At 39.0% G+C, this 24,529-nt stretch carries 24 protein-coding genes; 19 read left to right on the top strand and 5 right to left on the bottom strand.

What is annotated here, in order from left to right; all coding sequences use genetic code 11:
- The first annotated feature begins 94 nt into the window (after positions 1-94).
- The 3 genes from NSQ44_RS14020 (at position 95) to NSQ44_RS14010 (ending at position 2,774) form a co-directional block, all read left to right on the top strand.
- Positions 95-1,243: a cysteine desulfurase family protein gene (locus NSQ44_RS14020; RefSeq protein ID WP_117017221.1), complete on the top strand. Its 1,149-nt coding sequence runs from the start codon at positions 95-97 to the stop codon at positions 1,241-1,243.
- 2 nt (positions 1,244-1,245) lie between these two features.
- The gene (gene thiI / locus NSQ44_RS14015; protein WP_340857344.1) at positions 1,246-2,463 is read left to right on the top strand and encodes a tRNA uracil 4-sulfurtransferase ThiI; all 1,218 of its coding nucleotides are present in this window, start codon (positions 1,246-1,248) and stop codon (positions 2,461-2,463) included.
- Positions 2,464-2,555: 92 nt separating this feature from the next.
- Positions 2,556-2,774 carry an alpha/beta-type small acid-soluble spore protein gene (locus tag NSQ44_RS14010; RefSeq protein ID WP_063387370.1) on the top strand — a complete coding sequence of 73 codons (219 nt, stop codon included), beginning with the start codon at positions 2,556-2,558 and terminating at the stop codon, positions 2,772-2,774.
- Positions 2,775-2,827: 53 nt separating this feature from the next.
- On the opposite strand, the gene NSQ44_RS14005 is transcribed toward NSQ44_RS14010, so the two are convergent.
- Positions 2,828-3,628, bottom strand: coding sequence for an NAD kinase (locus NSQ44_RS14005; protein ID WP_340857343.1), 801 nt, complete (start codon positions 3,626-3,628; stop codon positions 2,828-2,830).
- Between the two features lie 136 nt (positions 3,629-3,764).
- On the opposite strand from NSQ44_RS14005, the gene sppA reads away from it, so the two are divergent.
- The 9 genes from sppA (at position 3,765) to NSQ44_RS13960 (ending at position 12,414) form a co-directional block, all read left to right on the top strand.
- Positions 3,765-4,766: a signal peptide peptidase SppA gene (sppA, locus tag NSQ44_RS14000; protein ID WP_063387372.1), complete on the top strand. Its 1,002-nt coding sequence runs from the start codon at positions 3,765-3,767 to the stop codon at positions 4,764-4,766.
- Positions 4,767-4,777: 11 nt separating this feature from the next.
- The gene (locus NSQ44_RS13995) at positions 4,778-5,263 is read left to right on the top strand and encodes an RDD family protein (protein WP_340857341.1); all 486 of its coding nucleotides are present in this window, start codon (positions 4,778-4,780) and stop codon (positions 5,261-5,263) included.
- A 68-nt stretch (positions 5,264-5,331) separates the two neighbouring features.
- Entirely contained in the window at positions 5,332-6,036 is a 705-nt protein-coding gene (locus tag NSQ44_RS13990) for a DUF2953 domain-containing protein (protein WP_340857340.1), read from the top strand.
- The gene (gene ytfJ, locus NSQ44_RS13985; protein ID WP_327856525.1) at positions 6,033-6,500 is read left to right on the top strand and encodes a GerW family sporulation protein; all 468 of its coding nucleotides are present in this window, start codon (positions 6,033-6,035) and stop codon (positions 6,498-6,500) included. Before NSQ44_RS13990 ends, ytfJ begins: the two co-directional genes overlap by 4 nt.
- Positions 6,501-6,601: 101 nt before the next feature.
- Positions 6,602-7,102 carry a thiol peroxidase gene (tpx, locus tag NSQ44_RS13980; protein WP_063387376.1) on the top strand — a complete coding sequence of 167 codons (501 nt, stop codon included), beginning with the start codon at positions 6,602-6,604 and terminating at the stop codon, positions 7,100-7,102.
- A 90-nt stretch (positions 7,103-7,192) separates the two neighbouring features.
- The gene (locus NSQ44_RS13975) at positions 7,193-8,182 is read left to right on the top strand and encodes a class I SAM-dependent methyltransferase (protein ID WP_063387377.1); all 990 of its coding nucleotides are present in this window, start codon (positions 7,193-7,195) and stop codon (positions 8,180-8,182) included.
- Between the two features lie 363 nt (positions 8,183-8,545).
- The gene (locus NSQ44_RS13970; protein WP_066247835.1) at positions 8,546-9,736 is read left to right on the top strand and encodes an acetate kinase; all 1,191 of its coding nucleotides are present in this window, start codon (positions 8,546-8,548) and stop codon (positions 9,734-9,736) included.
- A gap of 326 nt (positions 9,737-10,062) precedes the next feature.
- Positions 10,063-11,517 carry an alkaline phosphatase family protein gene (locus NSQ44_RS13965; RefSeq protein ID WP_340857338.1) on the top strand — a complete coding sequence of 485 codons (1,455 nt, stop codon included), beginning with the start codon at positions 10,063-10,065 and terminating at the stop codon, positions 11,515-11,517.
- A 75-nt stretch (positions 11,518-11,592) separates the two neighbouring features.
- Positions 11,593-12,414: an EcsC family protein gene (locus NSQ44_RS13960; RefSeq protein ID WP_340857337.1), complete on the top strand. Its 822-nt coding sequence runs from the start codon at positions 11,593-11,595 to the stop codon at positions 12,412-12,414.
- A 12-nt stretch (positions 12,415-12,426) separates the two neighbouring features.
- On the opposite strand, the gene NSQ44_RS13955 is transcribed toward NSQ44_RS13960, so the two are convergent.
- Complete coding sequence (locus NSQ44_RS13955; RefSeq protein ID WP_066247832.1) at positions 12,427-12,729, bottom strand: hypothetical protein; 303 nt, start codon at positions 12,727-12,729, stop codon at positions 12,427-12,429.
- Positions 12,730-12,895: 166 nt separating this feature from the next.
- Here NSQ44_RS13955 and NSQ44_RS13950 point away from each other — a divergent pair, with 166 nt between their 5' ends.
- The 5 genes from NSQ44_RS13950 (at position 12,896) to NSQ44_RS13930 (ending at position 18,671) form a co-directional block, all read left to right on the top strand.
- Positions 12,896-14,101, top strand: coding sequence for an argininosuccinate synthase (locus NSQ44_RS13950; protein WP_063387384.1), 1,206 nt, complete (start codon positions 12,896-12,898; stop codon positions 14,099-14,101).
- Positions 14,098-15,468, top strand: coding sequence for an argininosuccinate lyase (gene argH, locus NSQ44_RS13945; RefSeq protein ID WP_063387385.1), 1,371 nt, complete (start codon positions 14,098-14,100; stop codon positions 15,466-15,468). The genes NSQ44_RS13950 and argH overlap by 4 nt, the downstream gene beginning before the upstream one ends.
- Before the next feature lie 229 nt (positions 15,469-15,697).
- Positions 15,698-16,459: an SDR family oxidoreductase gene (locus tag NSQ44_RS13940; protein WP_063387386.1), complete on the top strand. Its 762-nt coding sequence runs from the start codon at positions 15,698-15,700 to the stop codon at positions 16,457-16,459.
- A gap of 69 nt (positions 16,460-16,528) precedes the next feature.
- A complete protein-coding gene (locus NSQ44_RS13935; protein ID WP_063387387.1) occupies positions 16,529-17,209 on the top strand; it encodes a metal-dependent hydrolase in 681 nt (226 codons plus the stop codon).
- A 142-nt stretch (positions 17,210-17,351) separates the two neighbouring features.
- On the top strand, positions 17,352-18,671 hold the full coding sequence (locus NSQ44_RS13930) for a CBS domain-containing protein (RefSeq protein ID WP_063387388.1): 1,320 nt from the start codon (positions 17,352-17,354) through the stop codon (positions 18,669-18,671).
- 47 nt (positions 18,672-18,718) lie between these two features.
- Here the strand turns inward: NSQ44_RS13930 and NSQ44_RS13925 are convergent, their stop codons facing one another.
- A complete protein-coding gene (locus NSQ44_RS13925) occupies positions 18,719-19,018 on the bottom strand; it encodes a YtpI family protein (protein WP_063387389.1) in 300 nt (99 codons plus the stop codon).
- 88 nt (positions 19,019-19,106) lie between these two features.
- Between NSQ44_RS13925 and NSQ44_RS13920 the strand changes: the two genes are divergently transcribed.
- Positions 19,107-20,045 (top strand): DHH family phosphoesterase, encoded by a 939-nt coding sequence (locus NSQ44_RS13920; protein WP_340857335.1) that lies wholly within the window; start codon positions 19,107-19,109, stop codon positions 20,043-20,045.
- Between the two features lie 46 nt (positions 20,046-20,091).
- Here NSQ44_RS13920 and ytrI read toward each other — a convergent pair whose 3' ends face one another.
- Both ytrI and NSQ44_RS13910 read right to left on the bottom strand, forming a co-directional pair.
- A complete protein-coding gene (ytrI, locus tag NSQ44_RS13915) occupies positions 20,092-20,595 on the bottom strand; it encodes a sporulation membrane protein YtrI (protein WP_066247820.1) in 504 nt (167 codons plus the stop codon).
- Positions 20,592-20,930, bottom strand: a complete 339-nt coding sequence (locus NSQ44_RS13910; RefSeq protein WP_063387392.1) for a YtrH family sporulation protein — start codon at positions 20,928-20,930, stop codon at positions 20,592-20,594. Before NSQ44_RS13910 ends, ytrI begins: the two co-directional genes overlap by 4 nt.
- Positions 20,931-21,143: 213 nt before the next feature.
- Between NSQ44_RS13910 and dnaE the strand changes: the two genes are divergently transcribed.
- Complete coding sequence (gene dnaE / locus NSQ44_RS13905) at positions 21,144-24,482, top strand: DNA polymerase III subunit alpha (protein WP_340857334.1); 3,339 nt, start codon at positions 21,144-21,146, stop codon at positions 24,480-24,482.
- The last annotated feature ends 47 nt before the right edge of the window (positions 24,483-24,529 follow it).

Here is a 24,529-nt window from a genome sequence, read left to right as displayed (position 1 = left end):
TATGTTATGATCTTTTCTTTTTCATTTCAATTTACTTATGTTAATATTGCATTGCAAAGTGTTAGAAAATATAATTCAAAGGGGTATACAACCGATGCTTTACTTGGATAATAGTGCAACTACAAAGCCTTACCCTGATGTACTTGATACGTACCGGCAAGTGGCGGAAAAGTTTTTCGGGAACCCATCATCTCTTCATCATTTAGGTGTTCAAGCGGAAAGACTTTTAACAAAAGCAAGAGAACAAGTAGCCGATTTGCTAGGTGTAAGCGGACAGGAAATCATATTTACGTCTGGAGCAACGGAAGGAAATAATTTGGCAATTAAAGGCGCGGCTTTTGCACAAAGACATAAAGGAAAGCATTTGATTACGACTGTAATTGAACACCCTTCTGTCAGCGAAGCATTTGAACAGCTTGAAAAAGAATTCGGGTTTGAAGTGACGTGGATTCCTGTAAATGAAAATGGCATTGTGTCTCCAGCTGACATACAAAAGGCTGTACGTAACGATACAATCTTAGTGTCCGTTATGCATGTCAACAATGAAATCGGAGCGATTCAGCCAATTGAAGAGATTGGCGAAATACTTAAAAACTATCCGAACATCGTTTATCATGTCGATCACGTGCAAGGAGTCGGGAAGGTTCCTTTAAATATAAAAAAAGCGGGAATTGATTTATGTACAATATCTGGCCATAAATTTCATGCCCTAAACGGTACAGGAGTGTTGTACATTAGAAAAAATACACCAATTCTCACTCTTTTATCAGGGGGTGGCCAGGAAGCAAGCATTAGATCAGGCACCGAAAATTTAGCGGGCAGCGTGTCCCTAGCGAAAGGTTTAAGGCTGGCATTCAACGACTATGAAGAGAAGATCGATCGTCTGATTAATACGAAAAACTATCTTATAAATGAGCTTGAAAAAATAGATGGCATTATTATCAACACACCAAAGGAATCTTCCGCCCCTCATATTATCAACTTTTCTGTACCTGGTATAAAAGCGGAAGTTTTAGTTCATATGCTTGAAGAGGAGAATATTTATGTCTCCACTACTTCAGCTTGTTCTTCAAGGAAAAAGGGAGAAAGCAAAGTATTGAAGGCGATGGGCAAAAAAAGCAGCATCACCGAAAGCGCCATCCGCATAAGCCTTTCAATTGGGCAGACGATCGATGATGTCAAGCCGTTGATTGACGTCCTGCCATCATCTATACAAAAATTAAAAAATATAATGGGGTTATAAACATGCAATATGATCATATTTTAGTCAGATATGGTGAAATGTCTTTAAAGGGAAAAAATCGTAAACATTTTATTAACCATTTGAAAAACAATATAAAACTTGCATTGTCTTCCTTTTCGTCTTTAGAGTATACAGCAAACAGAGATCGTCTTTTCATCAAATTAAATGGAGAAGACGGGGAAAAGGTAGCGGAAAAATTGCAAACAGTTTTTGGCATACAGTCCTTCAGTTTGGCAATCAGAACGAAAAGCGACATCGAAGCCATAAAGGACACGGCTTTACAGGCAGTCAAGCAATTGTATAAAAACGGAGACACTTTTAAAGTGTCGGCCAAAAGAGCAGATAAATCGTTTCCGTTAACTTCAGACCAACTCAATTATGAAATTGGCCGGCATATACTTATTCATACTGACGGTTTGAAAGTAGATGTTCATCATCCGGACATAAACGTGCGCGTAGAAGTCCGTCCGCATGCCACATATATAATGTGCAAAGATTTTAAAGGGGCGGGAGGGCTTCCGGTTGGTTCAAGCGGAAAGGCGATGCTGATGCTTTCTGGAGGAATTGACAGCCCTGTCGCTGGGTATTTGTCAATGAAAAGAGGCTTGGAGATTGAAGCGATCCATTTCTTCAGCCCTCCTTATACGAATGAAAGAGCGAAGCAAAAGGTTATGGATCTCGTAGAAAAATTAACCGAATTTGGCGGCAAAATCGTGCTTCACATCGTTCCGTTTACAGAAATTCAAGTGATCATTCAGCAAAAAATATTAGAAAATTATACAATGACATCGACTAGAAGAATGATGTTAAAAATTGCCGATGAAATTCGGAAAAAACGAGGCGCCTTAGCCATTGTAACAGGCGAAAGTCTAGGGCAGGTAGCAAGCCAAACGCTTGAGAGCATGTATGCTATTAATGAAGTGACGACAACTCCTATACTGAGACCTTTAATTTCAATGGATAAAAATGAAATCATTGAAATTGCCGAAAAAATTGATACGTTTGAGATTTCAAACAGACCTTATGAAGACTGCTGTACTATTTTTACACCAGCTTCACCGAAAACGAAGCCGAAAAGGGAGAAAATATTAAAGCTTGAAAGCTATGTAGATTTTCAACCTCTCATTCAGAAGGCGATTGAGGAAACAGTAACAATTGAATTTCCAAGAAAACATGATATACAAGAAAAAATAGAAGAGGATTTTGAAAATTTACTATAATATTCCACAAGTTCAAAACAATTACCATTTCGTTTTATGCATGAAGCCATGTGTTTTTTCACATTCTATATCCACAAGGAGGTGAATGACACATGGCTCAAAACAGATCTAGCAACTCTAACCAAATTTTAGTTCCTGGTGCTGAACAAGCACTTGAGCAATTAAAAACTGAAATCGCATCAGAATTCGGTGTAAACTTAGGTCCTGATACTACATCCCGCGCGAACGGCTCCGTTGGAGGAGAAATTACAAAGCGGCTTGTATCTTTTGCTCAGCAGCAACTATCTGGCGGTGGCGGAACATTTCAATAAATGAATATTTTGGCTTTTGAGCGAAAAGGTGATCCTTTTCGCTCATTTTCATTTTATAAAAAGGTTCTTTTCACTTTATCCCAGAAAGAATTATCTTTTAATTTAACAGTTTTAATTTTTTTCTTTCCTAATTCAATATCCAGCTGGTTGACATGACGAATGCTTAGAGCTTCGTTGTCCATTCCGATAATCGGATAATCGTTGCCGTCCTGCACTACTTTTAACGTAAGCTTTCGATTTCCGCTTAAAATAAAAGAGGATCCTAACGTCCGATATAGATTATTGTTCAAAGATGCAAGTTCAGTTACTTGTAAACAGTCTATGAGCGGATCGACGACAGCTCCCTTCACAGATTTATTGTAGGCTGTGCTCCCTGTTGGAGTGGCAATAATCATTCCATCGCCTCGGAACGTTTCAAAATGCATATCATCAATAAATACATCCAGAACAAATGTTTTAATAATTGCTGATCTGACACTACATTCATTTAAGCAGGAAATCTTTACTTCATGGTCGACGGTGACATCGATGGTTGGATATCTTCTTACCTCGACCTTTTCCAGCTGAAAAGCTTCAACTAATTTGTCTTTTTGATCTATATGGAAATCACAATAAAAACTGATATGCCCTTCAGTTGCGATGCCTATGTACAGACAGTCGTCGCGAAATTGCGTTTTTCTAACCGCTTGCAAAAATGTTCCGTCCCCTCCGATTGCTACGATAATGTTCGCTTCTCTCCAATCTTCAACAGGACGAAAATCATACTGCTTCGCCAAGTCAATCAACGAAGCTATTTTCTGTTCAAGGTGATCGCTATGTTTGTAAAAGAAGTAGATATTTCGGCGTGGATCCATCAAAAAAACCTCCTCTTTTTGGAAGATTCTCCACAATTATATAAATAAATGTTAAAATACACTATGATATATAGTTTAACATTTTTATAATGGAACATGTCAAAAAAGGTGAAATTGAATCAAGGAGGTTAACATCTTGAGTGGAAAAAGATGGGCTGCGTTAGGAATTGCCGCAGCATTATTTGTTTTTTCGATGATCATTAGCTTTACTTCTATGGCTGTTTCAAATGCAGAAAAATTGTCTGAGAATTTTTTTGAATCGCAGTTTTCCGAGGAAGTCCTTGAAGAAGGAATGCCGGATGAAAAAATTGCGGTGCTGGAAGTAAATGGAGTGATTCAAGATACGGGAGAAGATGTTACATCGATTTTTGCCAGTGAAGGCTACAATCATAAAGAATTTTTGAAATTGATTGAAAAGGCCGGCGAGGATAAAAGCGTAAAAGGAATCATTTTGCGAGTCAACTCTCCTGGCGGGGGAGTAGTGGAAAGTGCAGAAATTCATAAAAAACTAATGGAAGTTAAAGAAAAGGCGAAAAAGCCGATTTATGTTTCGATGGGAACCATGGCAGCTTCAGGAGGATATTATATTTCAACTCCTGCCGATAAAATTATTGCAGCACCGGATACGATGACAGGCTCGCTAGGGGTCATTATGCAAGGAATAAATTACAGTGAATTGGCAAAAAACTTTGGGGTGAAAGTAGAAACGATCAAAAGCGGTCCATATAAAGACATTTTTTCTTCAACAAGAGATATGACAAAAGAGGAAAGAGAAATTCTTCAAAAAATGGTGAATAACGCTTATGAAGGCTTTGTAGACGTAATCTCGCAAGGAAGAAAGATGGATGAAGGGGAAGTGCGGAAAATTGCCGATGGACGAATTTATGACGGCCGGCAGGCGAAGCAGCTCCATTTAGTTGACGAGCTAGGCTATTTTGATGATGCGGTGGAAATGATGAAAAAAGACTTAGACTTATCAGATCCATATGTATTCAAATATAAATCGAGTTTTGGATTTGAATCGTTCCTTTCCATGATGGCTGGGAAGGTGATCTCTAAAGATCTAGAAATGCAGGGACTATACAAATTGTTTTCACAACCGAATTCTCCCCGCCTGATGTATTTATATTCGGAGTAGGAGGTGCCAACATGGATGGAACATTTGAAGAAATAAATCAAATTGAACAAAAGCGTGAGGTTCAAACAGACATCTCTTATCACTTTGCGGGATTTTGGATGCGGTTTTGGGCATACTTGCTTGACCTCATTGTTGTTTCAAGCGTCATCCGAATTGTTGCCAATCCGCTTTTTTTACTGATCGGACTGGAAAAAAGCGATTTTATTTTTTCACCTTATCGAATTTTAAGCGCCTTGTTTTTCTTTTCCTACTTTATTCTTATGACGAAGTTTTTAGGACAAACGCTCGGGAAAATGGTTTTTGGCCTGCGTGTTATATCTTTAAAAAATGATAAGCTTACATGGATCGATGTTTTCTTCAGGGAATGGATCGGACGGTACATCTCCAAGGTTACGTGGATTGGATATTTGATCGTTGCTTTTACAAAAAAGAAACAAGGACTGCACGATTTATTCAGCGATACAACAGTTATTCATGATGAAAGGTTTTCAAGATGACCTGCCGAAAAGGCAGGTTTATTTTTTTATAGAGAGGTGATAATGGTTCACTGAAAGGATGTGAAATCATGCCATTTTGGCTTGCAATGGTCTTTTTCCTATTTTTGATATTTGTGCTTCTAGTTGCAATGACAACATTAACGATTGTACTTTCATATAAACACGATAAATATGACGATCGGTTAAGAGTGACATTTCTATTGTTTTTTGGCCTTATTCGCTACACAATCAAAATCCCTTTTATAAAACTGGATCAAGAAGGTCCAAATATTGTTTATAAACAAGAAAAAGAAACGAAACATTCAACTCAAAAATCGTCCGAAAAAGTGACTCCTGAAGAGCTGTTTGAGATGCTGCAAAATTTTAAAGAAATATTGGAAAATGTTATCTACTTTTCCTTTATTATTCGGAAATTTTTGAAGAAGGTTCGGATTGTGAAATGGGAGTGGCGTACTGAAATCGGAACGGGAGAAGCTGCCTCAACAGGAATGTCGGCGGGTACACTATGGGGGATAAAAAGCTCTATTATTTATTTCGCTTCCCGATACTTTACATTAAAAGGTTATCCAGTTGTTTCAATCTTTCCTAATTTCAACCGAATGGTTTTGAAAACGACATTTGTATGTATGATGCAATTCCGACTTGGGAATGCTATCATAGCAGGATTGCGTCTCGTAAAATGGTCGAGATCAAAAACAGCATTATGGCGAAACTTACCGTTTGCCAAGAAAAACAAGAAGAATGAACATAGTTTAGAGGAGGCAAAAGTATGAGCGATCATCCGATTCAAGGGTTAATGAAAACGGCAATGGAAAACTTGCAGCAAATGATCGATGTCAATACCATAATTGGCGATCCAGTTGAAACTCCTGATGGGAGTGTTATACTAACCGTTTCAAAAGTGGGATTCGGATTTGCGGCAGGTGGCAGTGAATTTTACGGACCGACAGGTGAAAAACATTCAAGCAGTCCTTATGGAAGCAGCACTACAGGTGAAAAAGGAAAACTTCCTTTCGGCGGAGGAAGCGGAGGCGGTGTATCGATTACGCCAATTGCATTTCTTATTGTTGGAACAAATGGAGTCAAAATTCTTCATTTAGATGAAAATACCCATCTTTATGAAAAAATTTTAGATGCAACCCCTCAAACGGTAGAAAAAATTCAAGAACTGTTTCGAAAGAAAAAACATATACAAGACGATAACAATGAAAAAGAAAAAATTGATTTTGACATTTAAAGCTGCTTTGGCAGCTTTTTGAAATTTTCAAACACTTTTTCTTTGAAAAGTCTTCAAAAACAAGCTATAGTTAAACTATACATAGATTTGGAGGGGATAAAATGGCAAACGTAACATTTAAAGGGAATCCGGTAACTCTTTTAGGAAATGAAGTGAAGGTTGGAGATAAAGCGCCTGATTTCAAAGTGCTTGCGAATGATTTGTCGGAAGTTACTTTAGCTGATACAAAAGGGCAAGTCCGAATCATTTCTGTTGTTCCTTCGATCGATACTGGCGTATGTGATGCACAAACACGCCGCTTTAATGAAGAAGCTTCCAAGCTGGATAATGTTAAAATTTTAACAATCAGCATGGATCTTCCTTTTGCGCAAAAACGTTGGTGCGGTGCGAACGGAATTGAAAATGTACAATTGTTATCTGACCATCGCGACGCTTCTTTCGGACAGGCGTACGGAGTATTAATCAAAGAATTGCGTCTGCTTGCTCGCGCTGTTTTTGTTGTTGATTCAAACGATAATGTAACATATGTAGAATATGTCAGCGAGGCGACAAATCATCCAAACTATGAAGCGGCGATTGAAGCTGCAAAAGCAGCAAATTAAGGACCTGATGCAAGGTCCTTTTTTTCTTGCTTATAAAACAATGAAACGCTAAAATGAAAGGATGTGACGAGCTTAAAGGAGGAAGCCTTTATGCAAGGATTTTCAAATGTTGAAAAACTGTTTTCACTCATTAATGAGACGGCAGAAATCATTAAAAACGAAATGAATTGTACATACATTGAAGCGGTAGCGAATACAGGAGAAAACCTATTTCACGGAACTGCAGTTCAAGATTCCATTAGCGAAATTACAAGTAAAAAACTGAACAATATATACCGGACGTTTCATTTGGATCACTACTCAAATGAAGAAATTCGGAGAGCTTTTCAGCTCGCTGTTTTAAAAGGATTAAAGGAGGATAATCAGCAAATCCACCAAATGACTCCTGACAGTGTTTGCATATTGCTCGGCTATCTTGTGCAAAAATTTTTTCAAGATGAAAAAAATTTAATGATTTTAGACCCTGCTGTAGGTTCGGGTAATTTACTCTCGGCTGTCTTAAACCAACTGGAAGCAAAGCAAGTTGAAAGCATTGGAATCGATATAAATGATTTGTTAGTTAAAATCGCTTATGTGAATGCAAATTTGCAGAAGCATTCTATTGACTTTTATAATCAGGATAGCTTAAAAAACCTTTTTATCGACCCTGTGGATGCGGTGGTGTGCGACCTGCCAGTCGGCTATTATCCCGATCATGACGTCGCAAAGCATTTTGAATTGAAGGCTGATGAAGGCCATTCTTACGCCCATCATCTTTTTATTGAGCAGAGCATCCGCTATACAAAAGAAGGCGGTTATTTGTTTTTCCTTATACCAAACCATCTTTTTGAGACGCCTGAAGCTCCAAAATTGAATCGATATTTAAAAGAAAATACAGTGATTCAAGGCCTGTTGCAGCTCCCGCGCTCCATGTTTAAATCGGAAAATAGTCGAAAAAGCATCTTTATTTTGCAAAAAAAGGGAGAAGGAATTGTACCGCCCAAACGGGTTATGCTTGTTGATCTACCGAAATTTTCGAATAAAAAAGCTCTTGCTTCGATTATGGATCAAATTGATGAGTGGGTCCGGACAAATAAATGAAAAGATGAAGACACTAAAAGGTGACAGCATGTCGCCTTTTTTTTAGAATTCGGTTTATTTCTTCTATTTTTCATAAAAACTAAACTAGAGAAAAGAAATCTTCGGTTTTAGCGAATAGTGGCTTCCCGTTTCATTTAGGAAGTAGATGGAAGCGCTTTTTATTTTTAGAAATTTTTGTATACAGATAAACATTTATTTTTCACTTGAAATGTTGCTTTATCAATGTTTAAATGTATAGAGCGATCATCTCTCTTTTTAAAATTAGACAAGTCTGGTGTTTCACATATTTTGCTAATTTCTATGTCACATGCAGGAATTTTTAAAAAAGTTTCATCAACAAAAAGAAGGAGAGAATGAAAATACATGCCTAAGATTTTAGCTGTAAATGCTGGAAGCTCTTCATTAAAGTTTAAATTGTTTGAAATGCCGAATGAAGAAGTTTTAACAAAAGGGGTAGTTGAAAGGATTGGTTTGGACCAATCATTTTTCAAGATATATGTTAACGGAGAAGAAAAGAAAGAAAGTTGTCAAATTACCGATTTTTCAATAGCGGTACAGCTTGTGCTAAATAAATTAACAGAATATGGAATTATCCGGACGTTAAATGATATTGACGGAATCGGTCATAGGGTTGTACATGGAGGAGAGATCTTCAGTGACTCAGCGCTTATTACGGATGGAACTTTAAAGAAAATTGAAGAACTCTCTCATTTGGCGCCTTTGCATAATCCAGTCAATGTGCTTGGCATTCGAGCCTTCCAAAAGGTGCTTCCGGACGTTCCAGCGGTAGCGGTGTTCGATACTGCCTTTCACCAATCGATGCCGGAACAATCTTACTTATACAGTTTGCCATATGATTATTATGAAAAATACGGAATTCGCAAATACGGCTTCCATGGAACGTCTCATAAATATGTAACGGAACGGGCAGCTCAATTGCTTGAAAGACCTTTAAAGCATTTGCGGCTTATTTCCTGCCATCTAGGAAATGGTGCCAGCATTGCAGCAGTTGAAGGCGGAAAATCAATCGATACATCGATGGGATTTACGCCTCTTGAAGGTGTTGCGATGGGAACTCGTTCCGGAAGTATTGATCCAGCACTTATTCCATATATCATGGAAAAAACAGGTAAAACCGCTGATGAAGTTATTAATGTATTAAATAAAAAGAGCGGACTTTTAGGAATATCCGGTTTCTCAAGCGATTTGCGCGATATCGAAGATGCTGCAGCGAAGGGGAATGCTCGCGCCGAATTGGCATTGGCGGTTTTTGCTGACCGCATTCATAAATATATCGGATCTTATGCGGCGCGGATGTGCGGTGTGGATGCGATTATCTTTACCGCCGGCATTGGTGAAAACAGTGACATTGTCCGCGAACGAGTGCTGCGGGGATTGGAATTTATGGGCGTTTATTGGGATCCTGCCTTAAACAAAGTACGTGGAAAAGAAGCGTTTATTAACTATCCACACTCACCAGTAAAAGTTCTAGTTATACCGACAAATGAAGAAGTGATGATTGCAAGAGATGTAATGAGAATAGCGAATTTATAAGGTTTTGCCGAGGGATAACAGCAAAACCTGAACTCGTAACCAACGCAACCTTTTTTCATATTCCGAAATGGATATGAAAGGAGGTTGTTTTTTTTACCAATAAAAAGTGGAAATAATCTATTTATATGATGAACGATGCAGGGGAACTAAAATGATTCATTCCCTCCAACATTTCTTATTTCAAAAATAAAGTAGTGATGATTGAAGGGTGATGAGAATGATAATAGCGTTTAATATTGCTCCGGTTTAAAAAACCGGAGTTTTTTGCATGATTTTCACCTTCTAGACAAATTCTAATAGCAAATAAACGATGAGGATGGAACAAAATGGCTAAAAAAAATGTGATATTGTTGATTATCGATACTCTCATGCTCCCTTTTTTGAAAAAAGCAGTAGACAATAAAATGGCGCCGGCTTTCGCCTTTTTCATGAAGCATGGTACTGCTTCAGAAATTATCAGTCCTTTTCCGACGATGTCCGTCAATGTGGAAAGCAGTCTGCTTACCGGGCATTACTCAGATGTGCATCACGTTCCAGGATTAGTCTGGTTTCATGATGAAGAAAAGCGTCTTATTAATTATGGAACAAATGCATCTGAGCTTTTACAGCTGGGGCTCGCAACTTCATTAAAGGATCCGCTGTACAATATAAATCATGAGCATTTAAACAAAAAGGCCGCAACCATTTTTGAAGAACTGAGCAAAAAGGGGAAAAATTCCGCGTCTATTAATGGACTTCTCTATCGAGGAAGTCAGGAAAAAGTAATGCAGCTTCCGTTTTTATTATCTTTGCTGCCTACTTTTCATAGAAGCCTTACTGTTAAGGGACCGGATTTGTTAACTTACGGCTCCTTCATTAAACAGAACCCATTTGCAAAGTATGGACACTTCTGGCAAAGATTTGGCTTTAATAATCGATTTTCTGCTCAGGAGCTTATTTATCTTATTAAAAATCATTCTTTGCCTCCTTTTACAATGGTCTATTTTCCTGATATGGATCAAATTATACATAAAAAAGGAGTTGAGGATCTGTCAGGAATCGTAAAAACAGATCGTGAATTGCAAAAAGTGTTAGACAGCTTTCATTCATGGGAGGAAGCGCTGGAGAACAATGTTTGGATCATTATGGGCGATAACGGCCAAGCGGTTGTCCGCCCGAGAAATCAAAATCCTCTGATCCATTTAGAAAAGCTACTCAGCCCATATCGTATTACCAAGCTGTCAAAAGGTGTACGGAAGGATGATGATATCGTACTTGCGGTCAATCAACGCATGGCGTTCGTATATTTATTACAGCCGAACCATTCGCTTGAAGAAATTGCAAACATTTTGAAAACAGATGCACGCATCGATGTCATCGCTTGGCGGGAAGAGGAAAAAATAAAAGTTGTTTCAGGGCGGCGGGAAGGAATGCTCATGTTTAAAAAAGGAGGTCAATGGGAAGATCCGTATGGAAGTATGTGGACTTTAAACGGAGACATTGAAGTGTTGGATATTTTCACGGAAGGAAGCCGAATTCAGTACGGTGAATATCCGGATGCGCTGGCAAGATTACATGCAGCCGCTTTGTCACATAAAGGACAATTTCTTATGATTAGCGCTTATCCTGGCTTTGAATTCAAGTACGGGTCATCTCCAGTGCATGTGGGCGGTGCGAGTCATGGCGGTTTACACCAGCATGACTCTTTAGCAGCAATCATCGTTTCAGGGACAGAGCAATTGCCGAAGTATAATCGGATGATAGATGTAAAGGATTGGATTTTATCAATGCTCGACTCTTAAGAGTTATATCAATTCCGTGATATAATATCATTGTATATTTGCGAGCATTTGTTTAAAAAGAAAGGCGGTGCATTTTTGGGGGCCATTTTGGAAGAAAGCTGGGTAAATCAAATGAAATGCTGGGAGGAAGAGTTGGAAAAATGTGCATGTAAATGCACGCTTCCATTTGACAAATGGCTGGAAACAAGATTGAATGACCTTCCTGAGCATATTCAAAAAGAAATGTTTGAGAAGGTCGATTACGTTTTGTTTTATATGCATTCGATTTTGCAAAGCTCGATCTTCTATTCAGAAACACGGAAGCGGATCCTCTCATTTGCACGTGTTATTTCCGATCAAGTTCAAACGATCACTGATTTAAAAACGCTCCCTTTAGAAGAATGCTATCAATTGGCTGAGAAGGAAATGGCGAAGCAGCGGCTGTATTCCTTTATTCAAGGAGGAATCGCTTCTTCCGGTGGAGTTTTTTCGCTAAGTGCAGATATTGTGCTGCAAATGATTTTTCATATGCGGGCTGTGCAAACATTATCTCTTGCGTATGGTTATGAAGTTTCGTCACCTTATGAAATGATGCTGTCTCTAAAGGTTTTTCACGGCTCTTTAATGCCGAAACATTTAAAATTTGAAGCGTGGAATCAATTAAAAGAGGAATTACAAAATGGAGATGATGCTTATTTTTATGAGCAGAACGAACCATTTGTCAACCATCAAACTGTAAATCAAATCTTAAAATGCATTGCCGTGCAAACATTCAAATATAAAACAATTCGGGGAAAACCAATTTTAAGCTTAATGATCGGAGGCGGCATTCGCTATCGTTCAATGAAAGTGGCCATTGAGTTTGCCCATAAATTTTATCAATATAGACATCATTATGAAAGGATGAGCTTGAGATGAAAATATAACTTCTCAAGCTTCTGTTATATGCGGGTCAATCCGGTACCAAAGCCATAAATCATTAATGATGGAAGCAATCTCACTGATTTCTTCATTTAGTCTGCACGAAAGCTCAAAATCCTCTTCGTTATTCAACTGCTCTTGCTTTTTATTTATTATCGCTTCTAAATGTTTAATGCGGTCAGGAATTTGTCCACGTATACATTCCCAATCCGATAAAATTTGCTGTTGAACCTCATTTGGATATTCCTCCCAATGCTTGCTGAAAGCAGGAAGAGGAATCCCCAATCTTTCGTTATATTCAAACATTTCCATTCCTCCATTTTTTATTATGCAAATTATATCATAAACAAATAATGCTTTTTAAAAAAAACTATTGAAAAAAGTCAGCAAAACTGTTACATTTTTAATTAATGATTGCATTTTTATGAATAAAAAAGTATTTTTATTCATTTTGTATACATCGGAGAGGAGAATGAACATGTCAAAACCAAAAGTAGTATTGGCCTATTCTGGAGGTTTAGATACATCTGTCGCCATCAAGTGGCTGCAAGAAAAAGGATACGACGTCGTTGCCTGCTGTCTGGACGTTGGGGAAGGGAAGGATTTAGAGTTTATTAAAGAAAAAGCACTAAAAGTCGGTGCTGTACAATCTTATATTATAGATGCGAAAAAAGAGTTTGCGGAAGAATATGCGTTGATCGCCCTTCAGGCACACACCCTTTATGAAGGTAAATATCCTCTTGTTTCCGCTCTTTCAAGACCGCTCATTGCCAAAAAATTAGTGGAAATAGCGGAAAAGACCGGCGCTGTCGCAGTTGCTCACGGTTGTACCGGAAAAGGAAACGACCAAGTGCGCTTTGAAGTTTCCATAAAAGCGTTAAATCCTGAGCTGGAGGTTTTGGCACCTGTTCGGGAATGGAAATGGTCGCGTGAAGAGGAAATTGAATATGCGAAACAGCATGACATTCCAATTCCGATTGATCTGGACAGCCCATATTCCATCGATCAAAACTTATGGGGAAGAAGCAATGAATGCGGAGTTTTAGAAGATCCATGGGCTGCACCGCCTGAGGATGCCTATGAACTGACTTCTTCCATTGAAAATGCACCGGATGAAGCGGACATCATCGAAATTGAATTTGAACAAGGCGTACCGGTAGCAGTGAACGGTCAAAGAATGCAGTTAGATGAACTAATTTTGAAGCTGAATGCGCTCGCTGGAAAACATGGCGTCGGCAGAATCGATCATGTGGAAAACAGACTTGTCGGCATTAAATCGCGCGAAGTGTACGAATGCCCTGCGGCTATGACATTGATCAAAGCTCATAAAGAATTGGAAGATTTAACACAGGTTAAAGAAGTAGCGCATTTTAAACCGCTGATCGAACAAAAGCTTGCCGAGCTTATTTACAACGGTCTTTGGTTCTCTCCGCTGAAAAGCGCATTGGAAGCATTTTTGAAAGAAACTCAAAAATATGTAACAGGGACAGTGCGCGTAAAATTGTATAAAGGGCACGCAATTGTTGAAGGAAGAAAATCTCCGTACTCACTTTATGATGAAAAGCTGGCCACCTACACGCAAGAAGATTCATTTGATCATGAAGCAGCAGTCGGCTTTATTAAACTGTTCGGCCTTCCAACAGCGGTGAACAGCATCGTGAAAAACAAGAAGGTGACAATATGAAAAAACTTTGGGGCGGCCGTTTTCAAAAGACGCCCGAAGCATGGGTCGACGAATTCAATGCGTCGATCACGTTTGACAAACAGCTCGTAGAGGAAGACATTCAAGGGAGCCTCGCCCATGTTAAAATGCTTGCCAAGTGCGGCATTTTAACAAAAGAGGAAGGAGAAGCGATTGAAAAAGGGCTGCACCGTCTTTTGGAAAAAGCAAAAAATGGGGAGCTTGAATACTCCGTTCAATATGAAGATATTCATTTAAACATTGAAAAAATGTTAATAGATGAAATCGGACCGATCGGCGGAAAGCTGCATACATCAAGAAGCCGCAACGACCAAGTGGCGACCGATATGCATCTATACTTAAAAAAACATGTTGAAGCCATTGTGGAACTGATCAGAGAATTGCAAAAAGCGCTTGTAAACAAAGCTGAACAGCATATTGAGACGATTTTGCCGGGATATACACATTTGCAGCGGGCGCAGCCGGTTTCATTTGCCCATCATTTATTGGCTTATTTTTGGATGCTTGAGCGTGACAAATCTAGATTTACAGAATCTTTGAAACGGATTAATATCAGTCCGCTTGGTGCTGCCGCATTAGCTGGGACAACTTTTCCGATTGACCGGAAATATACGGCTGAGCTTTTAGGCTTCGATGAAGTTTATTTAAACAGCCTGGATGCGGTGAGCGACAGGGATTTTATTGTTGAATTTATGAGCAACAGCTCGCTGTTGATGATTCATCTCTCAAGATTTTGCGAAGAATTAATTTTATGGTGCTCGCAGGAATTCCAGTTCGTTGAAATGGATGACGCTTATTCGACCGGCAGCAGCATCATGCCACAAAAGAAAAATCCGGATATGGCGGAATTAATTCGAGGGAAGAGCGGTCGCGTCGTCGGCAACCTCGTCGGTTTGCTGACGGTTTTAAAAGGTCTCCCTCTTGCCTATAACAAAGACTTGCAGGAAGATAAAGAGGGCATGTTCGATACTGTGAAAACAGTAGAGGGCTGTTTGCAAATTATGACGGGAATGATCGAAACGCTGAAAGTAAATAAAGAGCAGATGGAAAAATCGGTGAAGCAGGATTTTTCAAACGCTACTGAACTCGCTGACTATTTGGCGAAAAAAGGTCTTCCTTTCCGCGAAGCTCATGAAGTAGTCGGAAAACTTGTATATAAATGCATTCAAAAAGGAATCTATTTACTTGACTTGCCATTAGAAGAGTATAAGGAAGCATCCTCTCTGTTTGAAAATGATGTATATGAAGTTCTGAACCCATACGAAGCGGTCAACAAACGAAACAGCTTAGGTGGAACTGGATTTAAGGAAGTAAAGGAGCAAATCAATAAAGCAAAGGCGATTATATAAATCCAACTCCATTTGTTTTAATTGAATAAAGACCTTCAATGAAAAATCAGTCTTCTGCGCATAAGCTGAAACAGGCGGGTACTCATTGTGCCCGCTTTTTTATATGGAAAGACCGCCTTGCACTTGCATTCCAACCTCTTGCTGATAAAAATCGTGGAAGCTATTCCGTTTTTGCATTTTAAAAAATTATTGTAAAATGATTGTAGTAAATAAAGGGAGGAATTGATGGGTGCGCCATGCAATTGTTACGGCAGGCTCAAGAGGTCTTGGAAGAAAGGTGACCGAATTATTTTTGGAAAAGGGGTACAGCGTGACGGTCAGTTATCACAATAATCAAACAGGAGTTGAACAACTGCAGGAAAAATATGCTTCTATGCGCGACCGTTTGCTGTTTATACGATGTGATGTGACGAAAAAGGAAGATTTAATTCGGCTGATTGATCAAACTTATCAGTGCTTTGGCCGTATTGACTGTTTAGTTAATAATGCGGGTCCGTATATATTTGAGAGGAAAAAGCTTGCTGATTATTCTGATCAGGAATGGTATGAAATGATTGAAGGAAATTTAAGCTCGGTGTTTCATTTAGTGAAACGAACAATCCCGATTATGAGGAAACAAAAGTACGGCCGAATCATTACCTACGGCTTCCAAGGTGCCGGGGATGCTTCAGGCTGGCTTCACCGCTCGGCGTTCAGCGCGGCTAAGACCGGACTAGTCTCTTTGACAAAAACGATTGCTATTGAAGAGGCGGAAAACGGCATCACAGCAAATATGGTTTGTCCAGGAAACATTACGGCGGAAATGAAAGAGGCGACCATTGAAGAAGCTAGAAAGCATATTGACGTGAACACGCCGATTGGAAGATCAGGTACAGGGGAAGATATCGCAAGAATTATAACCTTTTTGTGCGATGAACAGTCAGATTTTATTACAGGCGCCATAATTGAAGCGACGGGAGCCGCTAATGTCATTCATCGATTTCATCAATAACGATAAAACGTTTTCAAAAGCATAAGTTTCCAGTAAAATGAAAGTAGATTCGAAAAGGAGGGGTTTTTTATGAAGGTTTCCTTTCACGGTCATTCCATCGTTCAAATTGAAACAAATGGGAAAAACATTATCATTGATCCGTTCATTAATGGGAACGGGCAAACTGATTTGAAGGTTGAAGATGTGAAAGCAGATGTCATTTTGTTGACACACGGCCATAATGATCATGTAGGGGATACGGTTGAAATTGCAAAAAGAAATGATTCGTTAGTCGTGGCGATTGCAGAGCTGGCTACATACTTGAGCTGGAAAGGGATTAAAACCCATGGAATGAGCATCGGGGGAGCATACGAGTTTGAGTTTGGAAAAGTAAAGCTGACTCAGGCTTTCCATGGCTCCAGCTATACGGAAGATAACCAAAACATTGTGTATACTGGCATGCCAGCAGGAATTTTGTTGACAGCTGAGGACAAAACGATTTATCATGCAGGCGATACAGCATTGTTTTCTGATATGAAATTAATTGGAGAACGCAATGAAATTGATTTAGCCTTTTTGCCGATTGGCGATAATTATACAATGGGACCGGAGGATGCTCTTACAGCAGCAGAATGGATTCGAGCTAAAAAAGTCGTGCCGATTCATTACAACACGTTCCCAGTGATCCAGCAAAACCCTGAAGATTTTGTTTCCAAGCTTCCAGACGGTGTCGGTCTCCTATTGAAACCAGGAGAAACAATCGAACTGTGAGATTGTTGATGGACGGCTTTTAGCCGTTCATTTTACGTATTATGAGTTCAAAGCATTTGTTTGCTAAACAGTAAATTTTAGGAAAAAATAAGTAAATGTTTGAAGAATTCGCCAATCATGTAACTTAAAAGGAGGGAAGAAATTGGCGACAAAGCATGAACAAATTTTGAACTATATTGAGTCTCTGCCCGTCGGAGATAAAATTTCAGTCAGACAAATTGCCAAAGTTATGAATGTCAGTGAAGGAACTGCCTATCGTGCGATTAAAGATGCGGAAAATAAAGGCTTTGTCAGCACAATCGAAAGGGTCGGCACCATTCGAATTGAAAAAAAGAAAAAAGACAATATTGAAAAGCTAACATTTGCGGAGGTTGTCAATATTGTCGATGGACAAGTGTTAGGCGGCAGGGCCGGCCTTCATAAAACATTAAATAAATTCGTTATCGGCGCCATGAAATTGGAAGCGATGATGAGATATACAGGTGCTGGAAACTTGCTCATTGTCGGCAACAGAACAAAAGCTCAGCAGTCGGCTTTGGAAGCAGGAGCCGCCGTTTTAATAACCGGGGGATTTGACACAGATGATTATGTAAAAAAACTGGCGGATGAGCTCGAGCTCCCGATAATATCCACTAGCTACGATACTTTTACAGTGGCTACGATGATAAACAGAGCGATATATGACCAGCTGATCAAAAAGGAAATCGTGTTAGTGGAAGACATTTTGACCCCATTAGAAAAAACTGTCACGTTAACCCCGAATGATCCGATTGAACGCTGGTTTGAATACAACCGGCAAACTGGACACGGACGATTCCCGGTCATTGATCAAGGTTTGAAGGTTGTTGGAATTGTCACGGCAAAGGATATTATGACGTCAGATCGAAAAACATCCATTGAAAAAGTGATGACAAAAAGTCCGATAACCGTTACAGGAAAAACATCTGTCGCTTCAGCTGCGCAAATAATGGTTTGGGAAGGAATTGAAGTATTGCCTGTTGTGGACGGAAACGGCCGCCTATCAGGTATGATTTCCAGACAGGACGTTTTAAAGGCTCTCCATTCAATTGAACGGCAGCCGCACACAGGTGAAAAAATTGATGACATCATCACGAGGCAGATGATCAATCTTTCTGATGAAGCAAAAGAATCAAACATTTTTAAATGTGAAGTAACACCGCAAATGACAAACCAGTTCGGTACCATTTCATACGGTGCCTTCACAACTCTAGTTACAGAAGCGGCCAATTATCATTTGAGACAGAAAAAGAAAGGCGAGCTTGTCGTTGAGAATATGACGATTTATTTTTTGAAACCTGTTCAAATGGAAAGCATGATTGAAATTCATCCGAAAATATTAGACGTGGGTCGAAAATTCGGGAAAATTGATGTGGAAGTATTCCACGAAAACACTTTAGTCGGCAAAGCTATATTAATGGTGCAAATCATGGATCGTAATTAAAAAAAGACTGTCTGAAAAATAAGGACAGTCTCTCCCATATAATTTTCTTAGCGGGCATTTTCGCTTTCTTTGATTGCCAAAGGCAAATAATATTTGTAAGCTTTATATCCTGCCCAAATGCTCAGACAACCTGTTATAATAAAAACAACACCGACGATGAGCGCAACAGTGGATCGGTTTAAAAACATTTGGTTTAATCCGAAAAAGAAGACAAACAATCCTAGAGAAATGCTAGATTTAGATGAAATCCAGCTTCTTTCCATCGGACGTTTCGTGCGAAAATATTTGATTTTGTAAAAAACATAAAAAGATAAAGAAATGACCGTTAGGATAGCTAAAACAGGCATGATGTCAACCTCCATCTAAGTATCGATTATCATTTTACCATTAGTAAATGATGAAATAAAACATTTATGATGATAAAGGAGAGCTGAAATGAAACAACAGATTTTAAATGAAATAAAAGCATTCGATACGATTATTATACATAGACATGTCCGGCCGGATCCTGATGCATACGGTTCTCAGTGCGGGCTTGCGGAATTGTTAAAAGAATCGTTTCCTGAAAAAAACATATATGTAGTCGGCAACGATGAGCCTTCTTTAACGTTTTTATACAAAATGGATGAAATTCAAGATGACATTTATCAAGAAGCACTCGTCATCGTATGTGACACAGCTAACCAAGAACGAATTTGCGATCAAAGATATGATAAAGGGAAAAAATTGATCAAAATCGATCATCATCCAAATGAAGATCCTTATGGAGATATAGTCTGGGTAGACACATCTGCCAGCTCTGTCAGCGAAATGATTTATGAATTTTATCTATTTGGCAAAGATCAAGGCTTAACGTTATCGAAAAAAGCAGCCAGTCTCATTTATGCCGGAATTGTTGGGGATACAGGAAGATTTTTGTTTTCAAATACGACGAAAAAAACGTTCCAATATGCAAGCGAGATTATAGACTATGGGTTTTCATTTACGCAAATATACGACGAAATGTATAAAACGAAACTTAATGTGGCGAAGCTGAACGGTTACGTCCTGCAAAATTTCGTTTTGACTGATTCAGGGGCCGCTTATATAAAGCTTCCTAAAGAACTATTGGACGAATACCGCGTCACTCCTTCCGAAGCTTCACAGCTCGTCGGTGCTTTAGGAAATATTGAAGGGATCAAGGCGTGGGTGCTGTTTGTCGAGGAAAACAACGAAATTCGGGTCAGATTCCGCTCGAAGGGAATCGTGATCAATGAGCTTGCAAAACGCTTTAAAGGTGGAGGCCATCCGCTTGCGGCCGGAGCTACGATCAACAGCTGGGAAACTGCGGATCAAATCATTCAAGAGCTGGTCGCTTTATGTAAAGCATCTTAAGGAGGGCGCTTTTTCCCTCCTCATAATAGGAGAAAAGTTGCCATTATTATTTGCTCAATTTCAATTCAACTTCAACAATAATGGTCGGTGTAATGACAAGCTCCACGACAGTAGCGTTGTATTCTTTGTCATCTATTTTATATTTTCTATTTTCAATCGTTTTGGCAATTAAATGCCTTGTTTTCACAACACTGTCAATATCTTTTGCAATTAAATCAGCTAAATCGTTTTTGATCGTATTTTCAATCGAATATTTCATTAATTCATCCAGCTTATATTTTTCCGCATTTTTAATTTCGATTTTGACATCCTGTACAGTCAATAATTCTAAGTTTCTCTTATTTAGCTCTTTGTAATCCCTCTGCCAAATTTGAATGTCGTTTTTTAATTGTTCGATCGTTTCTTGCTGTGTTGAAATGATTTTTACTTGTTTTTCTTGGTAATAGCCAAAGGAATATAGAAAAAACCCCCAGCTAATAAGAGCTCCTACGGCAACTCCGGCAAAAAAACGCTGCCATGAAGGCTTTTTATAATAAGGCGGGATTCTCATTGCGAAACATGCTCCTGTGTGAACCAAGAGATTAAGAGCCAGCCTGTTTGAGAACCGCCCATGGCGGAAATGATTAACAAAATCTGTTTCACAATGTCCTTTGTCGCTCCTTCAAAAATCCCTCGTTCAAAGCTGTAAAACGCATCAAACGTCCCTCCAATAGCTGCAACAAGAGCCCAAATTTTCAATTTGTTTGCCATTCTGAAAATGGAGGTGAGAGGAGCATCGCCTGTAATATATGCGCCAATACCGCCGATTAACGAGCCGCCGAAAATGACTCCTAACGCAATAAAATACACTTTAATAAAGGTTGCAATAAAAGTATCTGTTTCCATTGAGCTTCCACCATCCTTTCTTCCGTTCATTGGGGAAATATGATTATAATAAACTTGCTAAATAGCCGGTTTCAGCAAGCAGTGAAAAGGCGTGTTTTATTCTCTTTCTTTATATGTATATGGATGGGAAGATAAAAGTATGAAGTTTGTCTTTCATTGAAAACAATGACTATAATTGTTTTAAGAAAACATTGAAAAAAGGTGGGGTCTTCATTGCCTTTTGTTCACCTACAAGTGAAGAGCGCCTATAGTTTGCTGACTAGTGCTGCGGGATTGGACAAGCTTGTCCGCTATGCGAAAAAAACTGGTCAAACAGCTCTAGCCTTGACAGACCATCATGTCATGTATGGAGCGCTCTCTTTTTATAAAATTTGTAAAGAACACGGGATTAAACCGATTTTCGGTTTAACTGCTACCGTTATCATAAAAAACGAACCGTATCCTTTTGTTTTGCTTGCTAAAAATAACAGCGGATACCGCAATTTGCTTAAATTAAGCAGTTTGCTGCAAACAAAGTTTCCGAAAGGACTTCCGCTTTCTTTTTTTAAACAATACAGCAGGGATCTTTTTGTGATCACACCTGGCAGACAAGGCTTGATTGAGCAGCTGCTTATAAACGGACAGATTGCAGAGGCAGGAAAAGCGGTGGAGTTTTTTCAAAGCATGCTCGATCCCAATTCTTTTTACATATCCGTACAAAATCACGGCTTGCCGGAAGAGCAGCAATTAAATAAAAAAATTGCGGAGCTGAGAGAAACGATCAAAGTTCCGATTGTCGCAACGAACGATGTTTTATATGTTGAAAAGGATGATGCATTTGCACACCGCTGTTTGCTGGCGATTAAAGACGGAACGACTGTAGAAGAACAAGACGCAGCGTTTGCTTGCGAATATTATTTAAAATCCCCGGCGGAAATGATAAACAATTTCGCGAACTTTCCTGATTCCATTGAGAATACTGTTCGGATCGCCTCCGAATGCCATGTTGAAATAGAATTAGGCAAAACAAAATTGCCTAAATACCCCTTTTCTGGAGGATTGAGCAGCGATGATTTTCTTGAACAGCTGTGCTTTGAAGGATTAAGAAAAAAAGTAACATCCCCTTCGGACGAGTATGTCAAAAGGCTTTCGTATGAGCTGTCTGTTATAAAAAAAATGAATTTTAGCGATTATTTTTTAATCGTTTGGGATTTTATGAAATACGCGCATGAAAAAGGTATTGTAACCGGTCCAGGCCGCGGTTCAGCAGCCGGCTCTTTAGTGGCATATGTACTAGATATTACGAATGTAGATCCAATTCGCTATAATCTATTGTTTGAGCGTTTTTTAAATCCTGAACGTGTTTCTATGCCAGATATCGATATTGATTTTCCGGATACAAGACGGGATGAAATGATTGAATATGTTGCGCGAAAATACGGAAAAGGGCATGTGGCTCAAATCATCACTTTCGGTACTTTTGCGGCCAAAGCTGCTATTCGAGATGTGGCAAAAGCGCTTGGAGCTTCGAATAAAGAGGTGGATGTGCTCGCAAAGCACATACCTTCAAAGCTCGGAATTACTTTAAGAGAAGCATTTGAACAATCGGCAGCATTTCGAAACATCCTTCATTCAATGGAAAAAGGAAAGGAAATTTTTGAAACGGCTTTAAAGCTGGAAGGCTTGCCGCGCCATGTATCGACGCATGCTGCGGGAGTGGTGCTAAGCGATCATCCGCTGACTGAAGTCATTCCGATTCAAAATGGTCATCACAATATATATTTAACACAATATTCAATGGATTTTTTAGAAGAAATCGGGCTGTTGAAAATCGATTTTTTAGGTCTGCGAAATTTAACGTTAATAGAAGATATCAAACGTTTAATTGAACGTTACGAGGGAACAAAGCTCTCTGTCCACTTTACAAATTATGATGATGAAAAAACGTTTTCCCTTTTATCGGAAGGAAATACGACAGGTGTGTTCCAATTTGAGTCAGAAGGAATGAGGAAAGTTTTACAAAAGCTAAAACCTACTAATTTGGAAGATTTGGTTGCGGTTAATGCTTTGTATCGTCCAGGACCGATGGAAAACATTCCTGTCTATATCGAACGGAAGCACGGCCGGATGCCGGTAGAATATTTGCATAAAGATTTGCAGCCTATTTTAGAAAAAACATACGGAGTCATTGTGTATCAAGAGCAAATAATGGAAATCGCAGCGAAAATGGCCGGTTTTTCGTTAGGGGAAGCAGACCTTTTGAGACGAGCCGTCGGCAAAAAAATTAAAACGATTTTGGATGAAAACAGAAATCGCTTTATTATAGGTAGTTTAAAAAAAGGATACGACGAAAAAACCGCGAATAAAGTATACGATCTCATTGTTAAATTTGCCAACTACGGTTTTAACCGCAGCCACGCTGTTGCCTACAGCATGATTGCCTATCAGCTTGCTTATTTAAAAGCCCACTATCCTTTATATTTTATGGCTGCGTTAATGTCGAGCATCGGAGGAAATCAAGAAAAATTAGCGCAATATGTTCGAGAAGCTTCAGAAATGGGAATTACAATCCTGCCGCCATCCATTCATAAAAGCGGTTTTTCTTTTTTAGTGGAAAACGGATCTATCCGATTCGGACTTGCCTCGATTAAAAATGTTGGCATTGCCGCTATGAAAGAAATTGCAAAAGAAAGAAAAAAGAAGCCTTTTGAAGATTTGTTTGATTTTTGTATCAGGATGTCTTCAAAGGCAGTCAATCGCCGAACAATAGAAGCGCTCATTTTTTCTGGTGCGATGGATGATTTTGGGCAAGATCGGGCAACGTTGCTTGCTAGTATTGATGTTGCGCTCGAACATGCAGAATTATTCAAAATGGATGAAAAAGAGCAAATCGTTTTTCCGCTTGACGATCTTGCTGCGATTAAACCAAAGTATGTGGAAGTGGAACCGTTCACCATTGAAGAAAAATTAAAATTCGAAAAGGAAACATTAGGATTTTATTTATCAAGCCATCCGATTCAGCCTTACGATTCGGTTTTGAAGCAGCTGGGGGCAGTTCGATTAATGGATTTATCGCAATGGATTGAAAAAAAAGTTCATGTGGGCGTGTATGTGACGAACGTAAAGGCAATTCGCACAAAAAGCGGCCAGGCGATGGCTTTTCTCAATATAAGCGATCAAAGCGGGGATGTAGAAGCGGTCTTGTTTCCTAATGAATACGCAAAGTTCAGCGGAAAAATAAAGAAAGGGAATGTTTATTTGTTGACCGGAAAACCGGAAATTAGAAATGAACATGTTCAATATATAATTCAAGACGTAAAAGACATCTCGGAATTTAAACGGCAGCGTGCTTTATTTTTAAAAATTTCAGATGAAGCATCAGAGAAACAAAAGCTTCTCGAAATAAAAAAAGTATTGCAGGATTATCCAGGCAGCATACCTGTATTTATTTACCATGAACGAAAAAAGAAAGCGGTCAAGCTTCCCGAAACATTTGGTGTACAACCGTCTGAACAATGTTTGAATCGATTGCGGGCATTGCTCGGAGAAAGGAATGTCGCCTTGAGAGAATAAACATGTCTTTTTCTTTACAACGGATTGCATGTATAATAATTTAGAAA

The sequence above is a fragment of the Aeribacillus sp. FSL M8-0254 genome (assembly GCF_038008845.1).
Lineage (GTDB): Bacteria > Bacillota > Bacilli > Bacillales > Aeribacillaceae > Aeribacillus > Aeribacillus composti.
Note: the sequence above shows the minus strand (reverse complement) of the source record. Positions and strands in the feature narration are given on the sequence as shown.